This is a genomic window from Niastella caeni (genome assembly GCF_004834005.1).
GTDB lineage: Bacteria > Bacteroidota > Bacteroidia > Chitinophagales > Chitinophagaceae > Niastella > Niastella caeni.
This window is the reverse complement of the sequence record NZ_STFF01000001.1, coordinates 1,871,550-1,887,165: the sequence shown is the minus strand read 5'-3', so window position 1 is coordinate 1,887,165 and position 15,616 is coordinate 1,871,550. Positions and strand designations below refer to the sequence as shown.

The window sequence follows — 15,616 nt, the reverse complement described above, 5'->3', positions numbered from 1 at the left end:
GATGAAAAAAGTAATTGCCCTTTTTCCGCTTGCTATTGTTAGCATGGCATTACAGGCACAACAACAAACCGATTCTACATCTACTGCTCCTAAAAAGAAAATAACTTTTACTGCAGGCGTGTCGTATAATTCTACACTGAATTATTATGGCCGTACAGATAGTTTGAAAAGCCAGGGCATTTATCCTTTTGTCGGTATCACATTACCGAATGGATTGTACGTGTTCTCGAACTTTATATTCATCAATAATGCGGTAGCCACTTCTTATGCGGCCACAACGGTAGAGGCTGGCTATAAGTTCAAAAACAAAAAAGAAACCTGGAAAGGAAATATTTTTGGCAGTCGCTTTTTTTATAATGCTGATGTAAGCCTGGTGCAGTCGGTAGTAAAAGGACAAGCTGGGATAAATTTGTCGAATAAAAATAAAGTGGTTGCTATTTACGGGGGCGCCGATGCGAAATTCAGCAATCAAACTGATTTTGGCGCTTATGCGGGACTTGACCATGCTTTCCGGTTCGATTCGGTTGGTAAAAAAGGGGTTATTGTGATAGCTCCTGCTGTTTTTGGTTATTTTGGCACCCAGCGCTTCAGCAAAACCTGGCTGCAGGAAAAACGATTTCTGATCTTTCCGGTTTCCCAGGAAACTGTTACCCAAAGCAGCAGCAGGTTTAGTATTATGTCGTATGAGCTTTCCTGTCCTGTTGTATATGGCATTGGTAAAATGAACCTCATTTTTACACCCGCTTATGTAATACCGCAAAATGTAGTTACTGCAGATGGCACTTCATCCCAAAAAGCGGAAAATCTTTTTTATGCTACAGCCACCGTCCGGTTCGACTTTTGAACATTTGATTTGGTAAATTACCGAACCTGCTTGGCTGTATTGCAGGAATGCAGTAAATTCAACAAAACAGCAGGTTTATGACCTTTCTGTATATTTTGGGAGCATTGGTGGTAGTTATAGTGCTTCTGTTAATTATCGCTTTATTTTTACCAGACGGGTACTTTATAGAGAAATCAGCTATTATAAAAAAGCCGTGCGGCTTTGTTATGGATAAGGTGGCCGATTTTCATAACCATATCCAATGGAATCCCTGGCATAAGAAAAGCGCTAACAGCGAAAGCAATATCACCGGTTTAGCTAAAAGACCGGGGCATAAATATTCGTGGAAAGAAACCAATATAGGCACAGGCAGCTTAACGCTACGGGATATTGATGATAAGCACATTCATTTTGACTTTGAATTTATCAGGCCGCTGAAAACAATCGCCCGCGACAACTGGCTTTTTGAAGAATGGGGAACTGATGAAACAAAAGTGACCTGGCAAAACTCCGGCATGTTACCTTACCCAATGGGCCGGTTAATGGGCTATATGATCCACAAGAACCTCAACCGCCAGTTTACCGAAGGATTGAAAAATCTTAAAAAATTTTGTGAGCTGTACGAAGGAACTATTCCGGTACGGCATTTTTAAAAACCTTAATGGCCAAGGTTGGGAACAATCGCATCAAATGAATAGCCATCCACTCTTTTGAAAAAGGCCGGCCTACATATTTTTCAAATTTTCCTTTTTGTATTGCGTTCAGTATTTGTTGCGCCGTTTTATCGGCAGCATACCCATGCCCAATATTTTTTCCCAGCTCGTTCAGTTTCTCTCCTGAAGCAGTAACCGCATTTAATGATACCTGGGTGCGAATATAACCCGGCGTAATGATGGTAACATTAATATTATCTTTCCAAACCTCGGCCCGCAGGCAATCAAAGAAGCCATGCAAAGCGTGTTTTGCAGCGGAATAGGCCGAGCGCATGGGCGTTCCAATTTTACCCATTACACTACTGATCACGGCTATATGCCCGGTTTTTCGCTGTTGCATGTGTGGTAATAACAACCTGGTTAGTTCTATATAGCTGAAATAATCAACTTCCATTACCTTACGCTGCACTGCCGGCAATGTATCTATTACCTTAGATCGCTGGCTGATGCCACCATTGTGGATCATAATATCAACCTGCTCAAAAGCGCCAATGGCTTCCTGCACTTTTGCTGGGAAGGTAGCAGGCGCTTCCAGGTCGAGCGGAAGTACGTAAACATTAGAAGGGCCGGCCTGTTGCTGCACCCGTTTCAGTTCTTCTTCACGCCTGGCCGAAATAACGATCTTTGCGCCCAGCTTTGTCAGTTCATAAGTAAGTGCTTCGCCAATGCCTGAAGAAGCACCGGTTATCCAAACGATCTTATTGGCAAAATAACTCAATTGACAAGTATTTATCTGCCAAATATCGGAAACCAGCATGAAAGTGAGGAGAAGAACTATATTGCATTTTTTTAAAGAATGACCTACGAAGAAATTTTGCGACAGTTTGTTGACGGTATGCGCAACACCACGTGGCCCGAATATATTGCCGTATTTGCGGGTATTGCGAGTGTATGGTTTTCACGAATTGAAAATATCCTGGTATATCCCGTTGGCCTTATAAGTACAGTAATTTACATATTCCTGAGCGTGCAGGGTCATTTGTATGGTGAAGCGAGCGTTAACCTGTATTATACCATCATGAGTATTTACGGATGGGTGCTATGGCTAAAAAAAGACCAGCAACATCATTACGTGGTAAGCATACAATATTCTACCCGTAGCGAATGGTTGCAACAACTATTGTTCTGCGCTTTCTTTTATGTTGTTATTTTTAGCGCCCTTACCTTGATGAAATATGCATTCGCTTCCGCCACTATTCCCTGGGCTGATGCGTTTGCTTCAGCCACCGCTTTCACCGGCATGTGGCTTATGGCTAAAAAGAAAGTGGAAAGCTGGTACTGGTGGATCGCAACCAACATCGCCTCCATACCGTTATACTTTGTAAAGCAATACGTATTTACGAGTGTCTTTTATTTTATACTGTTTGTAATGGCCATCTTTGGTTTGCTGGAATGGAAAAGACGTGCCCGGCAGTTGCATGATAAAAAACAGGAATGAAAAAAGTAGTTATCATTGGTCCTGAGTCAACGGGCAAAAGTACATTGTGTGCGCAACTGGCCAATTACTATAACACCAGTTGGGTTCCGGAATATGCCCGTGACTATCTTCTGCAACACGGCACAAGCTATACTTATGATGACTTACTTACCATTGCCAAAGGCCAGGTTGCATTAGAAGAAAGCCACATCGAAAAAGCAGGCCATTCACGGGTGCTGTTTATTGATACAAATCAGTATGTAATGAAAGTATGGTGTGAATTTGTATATGATAAATGTCACCCCTGGATACTTGATCAGATTACAAAAAGAAAATATGACTTATACCTTTTATGCGATATTGACTTACCCTGGGTAAAAGATATTTTACGTGAGTATCCCGACTTAACCCGCCGCCAACAGCTCTACAACATCTACAAAAATATCCTGATCAACCAGTCCGTTCCCTGGGTAGAGATCTCTGGAAATTATGATGAACGGCTTCAAAAGGCCATTCAAGCGGTGAACGATTTATTCGCGCAATAGAACCCTTTATATTGTTGCTCTGTTGTTGTAATATGCAAACCGCGCTGCATAAACATCATCGGTTGTTATTTTGTATCTGCTGGGCTTTGTTAAGTATTATTCAGGCTGGCAATACAGAATTATTCGATGATGAAGCCTATTACTGGGTTTATTCCCGCTATTTAGACTGGGGCTATTTTGATCACCCGCCCATGATCGCAGCATTGATAAGAGCGGGTTATGCTATTTTTCATAACGAGCTGGGCGTTCGTATTTTTGTTTTATTATTGAATACCGCCACCATTTTTTTTGTTCAACAACTTACCTATAAAAAAGACGACCTATTATTTTATGCTGTGGCATTGTCCATCGGGGTGGCACAAATAGGCGGTATACTGGCAGTGCCCGATATACCACTGTTATTTTTTATAGTGCTCTTCTTCTGGCTGTACCAGCGGTTCCTGCAAAACAGGAATGTTATCAACGCCCTGCTGCTGGGCATTTGCATGGCGTGCATGTTATATAGCAAATATCATGGGGTGTTGGTGATAGTGTTGGTATTGTTATCGAACCTTCGATTATTAACCAATAAGTACCTCTGGCTGGCCGGTTTTATTTGCCTGTTGTTATTTGCGCCGCACCTTTACTGGCAGTACCAGCATAATTTTCCCTCAATTCAATATCATTTGCTCGAACGGAATGCTTCCAATTACAGATTCGCTTTTACTACTGAATACATCCTCGGGCAAATTGCTTTTGCCGGCCCCGTAATAGGTTGGTTTCTGCTTTGGGCAGCTTTCCGGTACCGCCCGGTTTCAGATCTGGAACGGGCAATGAAATACACGCTGGTGGGCACATATATTTTATTTCTGATAAGCACCTATAAAGGAAGGGTGGAAGCTAATTGGACCATCGCCGCATTTATACCCTTAATGGTGCTCAGCCATAGATACCTGGTGAAAAATTATCGGTTACAAAAATGGCTGTATAGAAGTATCCCCATTACTTTATTGTTGGTACTGGCGGTAAGGCTGTATATCATGTCCTGGTTTCCGCCTGTTTCATGGATAAAAAGGAATGAGTTTCATGGAAACCGGGAATGGGCAACCGAGATGAAACAAAAGGCCAGTAGCTTGCCGATCGTATTCATCAATACGTACCAACGGGCATCCAAATTCTGGTTCTATACCGGCAAGCCGGCATTCTCCATGAACTCGCCGTATTATCGCCGCAATAATTTTAATATGTGGCCAATAGAAGATTCGCTCATCAGCAAAACTGTTTATATGATTGTGCCGGGTAACAGCAACTACTTTCAACAACTCTTCAAGCCATTTGGATGGCCATTTCCGCACGATGGCGTTCAACATGGATTTTATTCTTTCTCGCGGGTATTGTTTTCCAATATAAATTGTTCCCTTTCGCCCGGGCGCACATTGCAGTTAAGTACAAAAGTTGCTGTCCCGGAAAATTACAGGGCCTTATTTCAGCAACCTGCCTATAGCGAAACGCCTATATGGTTAGTGCTTTATGAAGATGGAGATGTAAAAACATTTATTAATACCGGCATTGTTGTTAAAAAATTAACCAGTAACGCCATGACACTAACGGTAAATATTCCTTCCGGGCTGGCTGCCGGGGAATATAATGCCAGGTTATGTATCGGCACGGTTATACCGGGCTTCCCCACTATTAACAGCACTGAATTTAATCTTTACGTTAAATAGTTATTGCAGGATCCGTTGAATATCGGGATCGTTTTGCAGAAAGGCCATTTGCTTCATTACCCAGGGATAGCGCGATGCTACGTGCCGCGATAATGGCTTTACAGTAAATTTCTTTGGATTGGGCATGCAGGCTGCAATCATGGCCGCTTCCTGCCGGTTGAGTTTTTTAGCAGGCTTTTTAAAGTAATTCTGGGCAGCGGCTTCAATCCCAAAAATGCCGGGCCCCATTTCAGAAACGTTCAGGTACATTTCCATGATGCGGTTCTTGTCCCACAACAATTCTATCATAAAGGTGAAATACACTTCCAGGCCTTTACGAAGCCAGCTTCGGCCCTGCCACAGGAAAACATTTTTGGCCACCTGCTGGCTGATGGTGGAAGCCCCTTTTACACGATTGGGTTTCTTTTTATTGTATTCCATCGCTTTATTAATGCTCTTCCAGTCGAACCCATTGTGGTCGGGGAATAACTGGTCTTCAGCAGCAATAAAAGATAAGCGGGCATATGAGGAAACATCTTTCATATCCACATAATCCCTTTTCAACCCATAACCGGTAAACAAGCTGCCCAACTGGGTTAAGGTAAACGGCGGATCAACCCATTTCAACAGGAGAATATAAAATAACTGGAATAGAAATAGAAAGAGTAAAGTCCGTTTAACAATACGCCAGATGCGAAGGGCTTTTTCTTTCGTTTTAGTTGACATGAGTAGGGAACTGCTTTGGCCTGCAAGATACAATTTTGATTGCTGTTCCCTTAACGTTGTATAGGGTGACTATATTTTCCTATTTAGTATTTTTCACATATACCACCTTATATTTTCCTCCGGCTTTATCGCTTCGGTTTTGCTGATACGACATGAAGATGCCTGCAGCCGCAACGCCGGCCGCTATGCCCAGAGGAAGCATTTTCTTGTTAGCCGTTATGGATTCTTTTCTGTACGCAGTATTCACCAATTCAAGGATGAGAAACCCGATACCGCCCACCTTCATCAGGCGGGGAAGGTTGATCTCAACAAACCCTCTTTTTCTTCCCCAGGTATATTGACTGGTATAATGAAAAGATTTTATAGTATGGTAATCGACGCCTACAGTATAAGACAACGTATCCAGCGTAGCGCCAAAATCAGTAGGCATTAACCGGCGTTCCTGTTGCAAAATGATCAGGGTGTCGTTCCGGATATCTTTAATGAATCCATTTATAGAAAAACCATTATATGTGACGGCTGAAATAAAAGCGCCGGGATAATAGGTTTTTATCGTTCGGTTGTTGCGCTTTTTTAAAACAATAAAATCTGAAGATTGTGATAAGGTTACTTCCGCTATTGATACCAGTAATATAAAAAGTATAGCTTGCTTCATTCGCCAACAAGTTACACAGTGCCTTTTTGTTATTTAACTAATGATTTGTTAAAGACAGCCTGGAAGAATAGTAAAAGGTAACACTTACCTGATCTTATCCGATAAAAAATAGGTGCCATAAAAAAGGGCTATTCCAAAGCCAGCCAGTATAACACCTGAGATCTTATTAATTAATGAAATGTTATGCAAGGTAAGCTTGGTACGTAATTTTCCGGCCAACACCACTTTTAAGATATCTGCGGCAATATTAAAGGCCAGGCAAATAGAAAAGATCAGGATCCGCTGGTTAAAGCTGTATTTGGAAAATGCAGTTGCAGTGCCCAGCCAGAAGATAAATACACTGGGATTTAAGGTATTCAGAAAAAAGCCGCTCGACAGGATCTTCAATATTTCCAGCCCCTTAAACTTTATGGCATTGCCATCGGCATCGGTACGAAGGGTCACTTTCTTAAAGAACAAATAATAAATACCAACGCCTACCAGAAATACGCTACCGATATATCCGATTATATTTTTGTATTCGAGTAATTCACCAACAAAGGCCGAAAAGGCATTACTGATCACTACTAATATAATATCACTTAACCATACCCCGGCTACGAAAGTGAGGCCCCCGGTATGACCGTTATTTAAACTCTGCTTTATGATGGTAAATATTACAGGCCCTACAGAGAGCGCAAGAATACATCCCAGTGTTAATCCACTTATTATGGCTTGCCACATGCTGATACCCTTATAAATCTTCCAATTTTAATATATGTGTACGCAAGGTAGGAAAACATATTGGGGATTTCGAGATTTGGAAGATTTCGGGGTTTCGAGATTAACCCAAAATCAAAAATATTACGCGGGTTGCGAAATAGTTCCTGTCTCTATGAATTTTGCCCAGTCTTCAAACATCTTACCCTTCATAACACGTGGAAATTTATGCTGCCCACCGATCTTTCCTTTCAAATGCATAAACTCCATAAATTTTGAAACAGGTAGCACATTCAGGTAAACTTCCTTCAATGCGCTTTTTCTTTCTACCGCATAGTCGTCGTTCAGTTCTTTCAAACTGCTGTCGATTTTCTCACGCAATACCTCCGCATCTACGGCATCGTCACAGGCTATCCACCATTCATGAGCGAAGTTCAATCCATGGGGAATACCGGCCACCGTGTATTCGGGAATATTTACATTCAACTCTTCACTGGCCAGCTTTATGGCCTTATTCATATTATCAACACTCAGGTGCTCACCCACGAGGCTCAAAAAGTGTTTGGTTCGACCTGTAATGATTATTTCACAACGTTCTTTATCAACAAAGCGAACGGTATCGCCAATCAAATAGCGCCATGCGCCCGCAGTGGTACTTAATAAAATTGCATAGTCCTTCCCTTCTTCCACCTGGTGGATCATTAAAGCTTCAGGATTTTCTACCAGGTTACCATCAGCGTCGAAATTATCGCTGTTGAAAGGCACAAACTCGAAGAAGATATGATCGTTCAGGGCCAGCCGCATGCCTTGTGATTGCTGGCGGTCCTGATAAGCAATGAATCCCTCCGAAGCAAGATAAGTTTCAATAAACGTAAGCGGTTTAGCCACCAGTTTATTAAACCCATGTTTATAGGGCTCGAAGGAAACGCCGCCATGAACGAAAAAAGCCAGGTTCGGCCACATGTCGTGGATGGAATTGAGTTGATAGCGCTCAATGATCTTTTCCATGCACATTTGTATCCAGGCCGGAACGCCCACCACAAAGCCGATATCCCAATTCGGCGCTTCTTCTACAATAGCTTCAATCTTACTGTTCCAGTCACGGGTACGGGCAATCTTTTTTCCAGGTTTATAAAAAGGCGAAAACCAGAAAGGCACTTTTTTGGCGGTAATGCCACTGAGGTCGCCGGCATAGTAGCCGGGGCCTTTTTGCAGGTCGGTACTGCCGCCCAGCATTAACCAACCTTTGCCAATACTTTTTACCGGAATATCGTGATAGGTACGTAAGGAAAGTAATTGCTTGATCATGACTATGCGGTTACCCCGCATCAGATCATTGGTAATGGGTATATATTTACTCGCAGACTCGGAGGTGCCGGAGCTAAGGGCGAAATATTTGATCTTTCCAGGCCAGCAAATGTCCCTTTTACCTTCCAGGGTTTTATGCCACCATTCAGAATAGATCTTATTATAATCGTAGGTTGGAACGAGTTGCTGGAATTTCTTCCCGGCGTGCTTACTCAATAGAATTTCATCGAACCGGTATTTTTGACCGAATTCGGTAAACCGGGCTTTCTTCAGCAATTTCTTCAACACCCTGATCTGTTGCCGCCTGGGTGACCTGGCAGGCAATCTCAACGCTCTTGCAACCGACCGGGGTAAAGAGATATCAATTAGGGCCATTCAATAATTGCCCGTTTGGTCAGGCATTACCAAAATTAAAGGTTTTTGGCATGATATATTGCACATTTTGCAAAGATTAGGGTGTACGGCAAGTTAAAAAAGAATAAAAGCCGCCCGTTAGGACGACTTTTTGAAATTCATTTATTTGTAGAATTGATTTGAAGGGTGTCGTTTTTAAGGTGTTGACAATGATGTTCCCAAATGAATCTAAAACTTGTACGTTCTGGTACCTCCTGCCACAACCTGTACAGCCAAAGTTCCATATGAGCAGGCAGAAAGTACATAATTACCATAATTCAACCCTTTAAAAGTTACGGTGTTGCCATCAAATACGACCTCAATGGCTGCCGGACGATAACCGGCCTGGTACAAAGGGGTACGTATTGAACTATAATACGAGGCTTCTGTATAAATGGAATAGCACGAAGGAATTCCATTTTGAAAATCGATTTTTAAAGTGCCTGTTGTTTCTAATTTATTTTTTCTGCAGGCGGTCAATAACAACAAGGGTAATAAAAACAGCGGTAACTTCTTTAGCAGGTTCATACGGTAAAAGTTTAAGCTTGATAAGAAAAATGGTTTCCCGCCAAACATATCAATTACCGTGTAAAAATTTTGTTGAAATTAGTAGTGGCCCGTAAATAATAACATTTACTATATAATAAACTTTGATGATGTAACGGAGAAGGCTATTCCATAACAATCGCATAGCCGCGCTGGTCTTTTGAATGGCTTCCTACAATGGTATAGGTACCGCTGGCATGTATAAAAGGTTTTAACCAGTCGGGACAGGTTTTTAGCTGTTCGATGATCTGTTTGAAGGAATAAGAAGATCCTTCACAGAAGATCCATTCCTTTGCATCTTCAGGAATAGCGATGATGGAATAATTAGGAAAAGTAGTTAATACAGAACGTACCTCATTACCGCTTTTATCATCACCTGCCAGGTAAAAAGCGGGCGTTCCTTCATATTTGATCGTTCGTTCGCCATGCTCCCTGCTTACAACAGTGATGGCAGCCCGTAACCAGATCACGGCTTCCAGTAATCCGGTATATAACCAGGCCAGTTCACCATGAAAATGTTTTTGTACAAACTGCACCATCGCTTTGTAAAACAATCTAACATACTTGCTGTCTTTACGGGTGCTTTCGCCTTTGAAATGAATGATGGTGCAATCGGAAAAATAATAGTTCTGATGCCCTGATTGCTGCAACCGGTAACTAAGGTCAATGTCTTCGCCATACATAAAAAACTGTTCGTCGAAGCCACCGGTTTTATCCAGTACGGCTTTTTGCACCATCATAAAGGCGCCGGACAAAATATCTACTTTATTAGTTTCCTGGTTGTTCAAATGCCCTAAGTAATAGCGGGCAAAAAGTTTTGAGGTGGGAAACCAACGCGTTAACCCGCTCATTTTACAAAACGATACCCACAATGAAGGGAACCCTCTTTTCGATTCTTTTAAATACTGCCCCGTACCGTCGATCATTGGAACGCCTAACGCTCCCGCATCGGCAGTTGATTCCATAAATGCAATACACTTTGTAAAAGCATCTTCCGGTAAAATGGTATCGGGATTCAAAAACAGGATGTACTTTCCTTTTGCTTTCTGTATACCCTGGTTATTGGCCTTTGAAAAGCCCTGGTTCACGCTGTTCTTAATAAACTGAACAAATGGAAAGCGATTTTGCAGGTATTCAATGCTGCCATCAGTTGAATTGTTGTCTATAACATACACTTCCACATTCCGCTCGCCGGTAGCTACGGTCATTTCCCCAATTGCTTTCCTTACCGAGCACAAGCATTGCTCCAGAAAGTATTTCACATTATAGTTTACAATAATGACCGTCAGCAGCATAAGCATGCAAGATACAAGGTACAAGAATACAAGGTTCAAGGTACAAGGGTTGAAAACGCAGGATTCCTGAATTTTATCGTAACCTCTGAATTTCAAGACTTGTGCCCTGGTTCTTGAGCCTTGGATCCTACTCCCTTATCTTTGCGCCATGTTAAAAGAAACTTTAATAAACGCCACAGAAGCGGGCGCCAAGGTAATGCAGCATTATTTTAACTCAAAAAATCTGCTGATCAGCAATAAAGAAGGTATCAATAACCTGGTTACCGAAGCGGACCATGCTTCTGAAAAAGCCATCTTTGAAACTATTAAGCAATCGTTCCCCGATCACTACATCATGAGTGAAGAATCGGGCGAGATCATCATGGACAGTCAGTACAAATGGATCATCGATCCTATTGATGGTACTGTAAACTACGCCCATGGTATTCCTATTTGCTGCGTGTCTATTGGCCTCGAGCACAATGGCACCATGTTGATGGGCGCCGTGCTTAATCCCTTTATTAAAGAATATTATTTCGCTGAAAAAGGAAAGGGCGCGTCGCTCAATGGCGAGCTTATTCATGTAAGTGCCGAAAGCGATATCAGAAAATCATGCCTGGTAACCGGCTTCCCTTATACTTATATTAATAAACCCAATGGTCCGCTGGAAGCATTCTCCCGCTTCATCAGAGCAGGGATCCCGGTTCGTCGCCTGGGTTCTGCAGCTATGGACCTTTGCTGGGTTGCCGCCGGCCGGTTCGATGGTTTTTATGAACATAAATTACAGGCCTGGGACAGCGCCGCCGGATTTTTAATTGTAGAAGAAGCAGGTGGTAAAGTAACCGATTTCGAAGGCAAGCCTTATTCTCCCTATCAACCACATATCGCCGCAACGAACGGAAAAATCCATGACGATATGTTAAATTGGGTAAATGACAAGGCGTAAGACAATTGGCAAAGAAAACAATTGGCAATAGGCAACTCGAATTTCAGACTCCCTTGCCAATTGTCTATTGTCAATTGCCTATTGGCCCCGGTACCTACCGGATAATTTAAATAACTTTATAGCTTTATCAACCTGCCCGTTCTAACAACGTGGCAGGTATTGCTATTTTACTTTAAAATGATATTATCATAATTGAACCATGAGTGAAAGCAGAACAGAAATAAGTTCCCTGGGTGAATTTGGATTGATAGAGCACCTTACCAGAAATATAGAAATACAAAACGCCTCTACCATTCTTGGTGTAGGCGATGACGCTGCGGTTATTGATCATTTTGGTAAACAAACCGTTATCAGCACCGATCTGCTGATCGAGGGCATTCATTTCGACCTCATGTATACCCCGCTGAAACACCTGGGATATAAAAGTGTGGTGGTGAACCTGAGCGACATTTATGCAATGAATGCCACCCCTACGCAGATCACTGTTAGCATTGGCTTCAGTAACCGGTTTAGTGTAGAAGCGCTCAGCGAGTTTTATGAAGGCATTTATGCCGCCTGCGAAAAATATGGGGTCGACCTGGTAGGTGGCGACACCAGTTCTTCACAAAAAGGATTTGTTATTTCTGTTACTGCCGTAGGTGAAGTAACGCCCGGAAAATATGTTAGAAGGAATACCGCCAAAAAAGGCGACCTGCTGTGCTGCAGTGGCGATCTGGGCGCGGCCTACGTGGGACTGTTGTTCCTGGAGCGCGAAAAGCAAATATATCTTGAACACCCCCAGGTACAGCCTGACCTTGAAGGCGAAAGCTATGTGATCGGCCGGCTATTAAAACCAGAGGCCCGCAAAGACATTGTTGAGTTCCTGGAAGCCCAAAATATTGTTCCCACCAGTATGATGGACATCAGCGATGGGCTTAGCTCAGAAGTACTTCACATTTGCGAACAAAGCGAACTGGGATGCGTATTGTATGAGGAAAAAATACCCATTGCAGAAGAAATGCGCAAGGCGGCCTTCAAGTTTGAAATAGACCCAACTGCCTGTGCGTTAAGTGGCGGCGAAGATTATGAATTACTGTTCACTATGTCACAATCAGATTACGAAAAGATCGTTTTAAATGAACAGATTAGCGTCATTGGCTATATGACCGATGCTGCTGAAGGGGTGAAAATCAATACCAAAGGCGGGCAGGTACATCCTATTACAGCCCAGGGCTGGAACGCCTTCAAAAAATAAACCTGTGCTAGCATGATGCAGAAGATATCCTACTTTGCTTTTATTATTGTAATTACCTGCCTTATAGGTTGCTCTGCATCACGCAAGACCTTTGATCCCCAGCATAAATACACGCAAAAGCAATTACAGCAGGATTATGGGGTATTCCGGAGCGTGCTGGAGGAATCGCACCCCAGCCTGTATTGGTTCACGACCAAAGACAGCATGGATTATTATTTTGATGATGGATTTCGCCGCATCTCCGACTCCATGACCGAACTGCAGTTCCGGAACATTCTTTCCTATGTTGTAAGTAAGGTTCATTGTGGGCATACGGCTGTAAAATATTCAAAACAATACGGCAGGTACCTCGATACTGCCAGGATCAAAATGTTTCCCCTGAGCTTCAAGGTTTGGAGCGACTCTTTGGCGGTTACGGCTAACATTAACAGAAAGGATTCTATATTAAAATTCGGCACGCTGGTTACCGCCATCGATGGTTACAGCGTTCGCCAGCTCACAGATACTTTCATGAACTATATCTCCGGCGATGGCAATAGCATTAACGGCAGATACCAGTCGCTCAGTAACAGCGGCGCTTTCGGCAGCCTGTACCGGAATGTATTGGGGTTGAAAGATCAGATCACGGTAACATACCTGGATAGCACAGGCATAGAAAAAACGGTTGATGTACCGGTGTTCGATCCCGCCGCTAAGAAGAAGGATTCGTTGGAAAAGATTGTCAAAGCTGGCGGCCAGGCGCCAAAACCGCCAAAAGAAGTGCCGCAGGTTCGGCTTTCTCTTAGCTCTCGTTATGTGCAGATCGACACCACGCTGTCTTCGGCCTATATGACGGTGCATACATTTGGAAGGGGTAATAAATTACGGTCTTTTTTCCGTAAGTCATTTCGCGAATTGCAACGCCGCAATATTCAACACCTGGTAGTTGATGTGCGCACCAACGGCGGCGGCGATGCCGGCATTTCTACTTTATTAACGCGGTATTTAGCTGATAAAAAATTTAAACTGGCCGATTCATTATACGCAGTTCGCAGAAGCAGCCGGTATCATAAATACATTTCCTGGCAACCGTTCTACTGGTCGCTTATGCAATTTGTAACGCATAAAAAGAAGGATGGCCTCTATCATTTCGGTTATTTCGAACGGCATTATTTCCGTCCAAAAAAACGGCATCACTTCAATGGTGATATTTACCTCGTTACCGGCGGCAATTCTTTTTCAGCAACCACCTTGTTTGTAAAAGTATTGCAAGGCCAGCATAACGTGAAAGTAATTGGGGAAGAAACGGGCGGTGGCGCTTATGGCAATTCGGCCTGGATGATCCCCGATGTTACGTTACCCAATACCAAGGTACGCTTCCGGCTCCCCAAGTTCAGACTGGTAATGGATAAGAACCTCGTTAAAGAAGGCCGCGGTATTTTGCCCGATATCCAGGTGTCGCCAACCCGCGAAACCATTCGCCGGGGAATTGATCCTAAAAAGGCCGTTATACGGGGGATGATCATGCATAAAATTGGGGTGGCTCAACAATAAACCCGCTGTAATTCCAACAGATCATCAAACACAACAAAATCGGCCTGGTAGCCTTTCTCTATTTTACCCAACTTTTTATAGGGAACCAATTTCGCCGGATAAGCAGATGCCATTCGCAATGCTTCTTCCAGGGAAACACCAACATGGGTAACCGCATTTTTAACGCATTGCAACATTGTTAGCGCCGATCCCGACAAAGTTCCATCCGGCAAGGCATACCGGTCGCCACGGAACAGGTGCTGATATTCGCCCGACGTTGTTTCGGCCACCGCATCCGTAATAAAGAACAGGCGTTGTTGCAAAACCTGCTTGGCGATATGTACAGCAGCATAATCCACATGAACCCCATCACAAACAATGCTGCTCATTACCAACGGATGATTCATGATAGCGCCCACCACCCCGGGTTCGCGATGTTGCAAGGGCGACATGGCATTGAACAAATGGGTGGCGGCAGGTATTCCTTTATTAAAAGCGGTCATTGCCTGCTGGTAGGTAGCATTGGTGTGCCCCGCTGAAATTAAGATGTTATGCTTTTGAAGTAGTTCAATAATTGCATCATCACATTGCTCAGGCGCTAGCGTCATCATTTTAAATACGCCTTCGCCTTTTTTCAGCAATAGGGTCACTTCTTCTTTGGAAGGCACCTTTATGCAGTTCGCCAGGTGAGCGCCTCTTTTTGTTGGATTAATATAAGGTCCTTCCAGGTGCAGGCCCAGTAACCCTTTTCCACCCTCCTGCCAGTAAGCACGAACCACCTCAAACCCCTGCAGGAATTTTTCAATGGAATTGGTGGCCATGGTGATCATAAAATGGGTGCAGCCGCCATGCAGGCAGTAATCATAAGTTGCCTTTAACGATTCAACACTTATTTCCTGGGAGAATAATTTTCCGTTACCGCCGTAGATCTGCATGTCAATAAAAGCAGGAGCGAGGGTAAATCCGTCCAGGTCTTCCGTTCTATACTGCGTAGGAATTTTATCAGCGTCTATCACATCAACGATAACCTCATTATCTGTTAGTACTGCTTTGTTGTTTTCTATTGAATTTCCTGTAAAGATCTTTCCGTTGGTGTATGCCGTTAACATGATTTGTGATTGTTTGATGGGTAGATGGTTT

Annotated in this window: 16 protein-coding genes; 8 read left to right on the top strand and 8 right to left on the bottom strand. The window is 43.2% G+C overall.

Annotated elements, in window-relative coordinates:
- Position 1 precedes the first annotated feature (1 nt).
- On the top strand, positions 2–844 hold the full coding sequence (locus tag FAM09_RS07625) for a hypothetical protein (protein ID WP_136576448.1): 843 nt from the start codon (positions 2–4) through the stop codon (positions 842–844).
- Between the two features lie 77 nt (positions 845–921).
- Positions 922–1,476, top strand: coding sequence for an SRPBCC family protein (locus tag FAM09_RS07620; RefSeq protein WP_136576447.1), 555 nt, complete (start codon positions 922–924; stop codon positions 1,474–1,476).
- On the opposite strand, the gene FAM09_RS07615 is transcribed toward FAM09_RS07620, so the two are convergent.
- Complete coding sequence (locus FAM09_RS07615; protein ID WP_136576446.1) at positions 1,454–2,254, bottom strand: SDR family NAD(P)-dependent oxidoreductase; 801 nt, start codon at positions 2,252–2,254, stop codon at positions 1,454–1,456. The two genes, FAM09_RS07620 and FAM09_RS07615, sit on opposite strands and share 23 nt — an antisense overlap.
- A 78-nt stretch (positions 2,255–2,332) precedes the next feature.
- On the opposite strand from FAM09_RS07615, the gene pnuC reads away from it, so the two are divergent.
- The 3 genes from pnuC to FAM09_RS07600 all read left to right on the top strand — a co-directional run bounded on the left by pnuC (position 2,333) and on the right by FAM09_RS07600 (position 5,204).
- Positions 2,333–2,974, top strand: coding sequence for a nicotinamide riboside transporter PnuC (gene pnuC, locus FAM09_RS07610; protein ID WP_136576445.1), 642 nt, complete (start codon positions 2,333–2,335; stop codon positions 2,972–2,974).
- Entirely contained in the window at positions 2,971–3,498 is a 528-nt protein-coding gene (locus FAM09_RS07605; RefSeq protein ID WP_136576444.1) for an AAA family ATPase, read from the top strand. Before pnuC ends, FAM09_RS07605 begins: the two co-directional genes overlap by 4 nt.
- An 86-nt stretch (positions 3,499–3,584) precedes the next feature.
- Positions 3,585–5,204 carry an ArnT family glycosyltransferase gene (locus tag FAM09_RS07600; protein WP_166437048.1) on the top strand — a complete coding sequence of 540 codons (1,620 nt, stop codon included), beginning with the start codon at positions 3,585–3,587 and terminating at the stop codon, positions 5,202–5,204.
- Here FAM09_RS07600 and mtgA read toward each other — a convergent pair whose 3' ends face one another.
- The 6 genes from mtgA to FAM09_RS07570 all read right to left on the bottom strand — a co-directional run bounded on the left by mtgA (position 5,205) and on the right by FAM09_RS07570 (position 10,811).
- Complete coding sequence (gene mtgA, locus FAM09_RS07595) at positions 5,205–5,909, bottom strand: monofunctional biosynthetic peptidoglycan transglycosylase (RefSeq protein ID WP_136576442.1); 705 nt, start codon at positions 5,907–5,909, stop codon at positions 5,205–5,207.
- A gap of 79 nt (positions 5,910–5,988) precedes the next feature.
- Positions 5,989–6,564 carry a hypothetical protein gene (locus FAM09_RS07590; protein WP_136576441.1) on the bottom strand — a complete coding sequence of 192 codons (576 nt, stop codon included), beginning with the start codon at positions 6,562–6,564 and terminating at the stop codon, positions 5,989–5,991.
- 84 nt (positions 6,565–6,648) lie between these two features.
- Entirely contained in the window at positions 6,649–7,287 is a 639-nt protein-coding gene (locus FAM09_RS07585; protein WP_136576440.1) for a LysE family translocator, read from the bottom strand.
- A 120-nt stretch (positions 7,288–7,407) separates the two neighbouring features.
- On the bottom strand, positions 7,408–8,946 hold the full coding sequence (locus tag FAM09_RS07580) for a GH3 family domain-containing protein (RefSeq protein ID WP_136576439.1): 1,539 nt from the start codon (positions 8,944–8,946) through the stop codon (positions 7,408–7,410).
- A 207-nt stretch (positions 8,947–9,153) separates the two neighbouring features.
- Positions 9,154–9,492: a hypothetical protein gene (locus FAM09_RS07575; RefSeq protein ID WP_136576438.1), complete on the bottom strand. Its 339-nt coding sequence runs from the start codon at positions 9,490–9,492 to the stop codon at positions 9,154–9,156.
- A 143-nt stretch (positions 9,493–9,635) separates the two neighbouring features.
- Positions 9,636–10,811 (bottom strand): glycosyltransferase family 2 protein, encoded by a 1,176-nt coding sequence (locus FAM09_RS07570; protein ID WP_136576437.1) that lies wholly within the window; start codon positions 10,809–10,811, stop codon positions 9,636–9,638.
- A gap of 142 nt (positions 10,812–10,953) precedes the next feature.
- On the opposite strand from FAM09_RS07570, the gene FAM09_RS07565 reads away from it, so the two are divergent.
- The 3 genes from FAM09_RS07565 (at position 10,954) to FAM09_RS07555 (ending at position 14,497) form a co-directional block, all read left to right on the top strand.
- Positions 10,954–11,730, top strand: a complete 777-nt coding sequence (locus tag FAM09_RS07565; protein ID WP_136576436.1) for an inositol monophosphatase family protein — start codon at positions 10,954–10,956, stop codon at positions 11,728–11,730.
- A 199-nt stretch (positions 11,731–11,929) separates the two neighbouring features.
- Positions 11,930–12,964: a thiamine-phosphate kinase gene (gene thiL / locus FAM09_RS07560; RefSeq protein WP_136576435.1), complete on the top strand. Its 1,035-nt coding sequence runs from the start codon at positions 11,930–11,932 to the stop codon at positions 12,962–12,964.
- Positions 12,965–12,976: 12 nt separating this feature from the next.
- Complete coding sequence (locus FAM09_RS07555; RefSeq protein WP_136576434.1) at positions 12,977–14,497, top strand: S41 family peptidase; 1,521 nt, start codon at positions 12,977–12,979, stop codon at positions 14,495–14,497.
- On the opposite strand, the gene nagA is transcribed toward FAM09_RS07555, so the two are convergent.
- The gene (gene nagA / locus FAM09_RS07550; RefSeq protein ID WP_136576433.1) at positions 14,488–15,585 is read right to left on the bottom strand and encodes an N-acetylglucosamine-6-phosphate deacetylase; all 1,098 of its coding nucleotides are present in this window, start codon (positions 15,583–15,585) and stop codon (positions 14,488–14,490) included. The genes FAM09_RS07555 and nagA overlap by 10 nt on opposite strands.
- Positions 15,586–15,616: the final 31 nt, after the last annotated feature.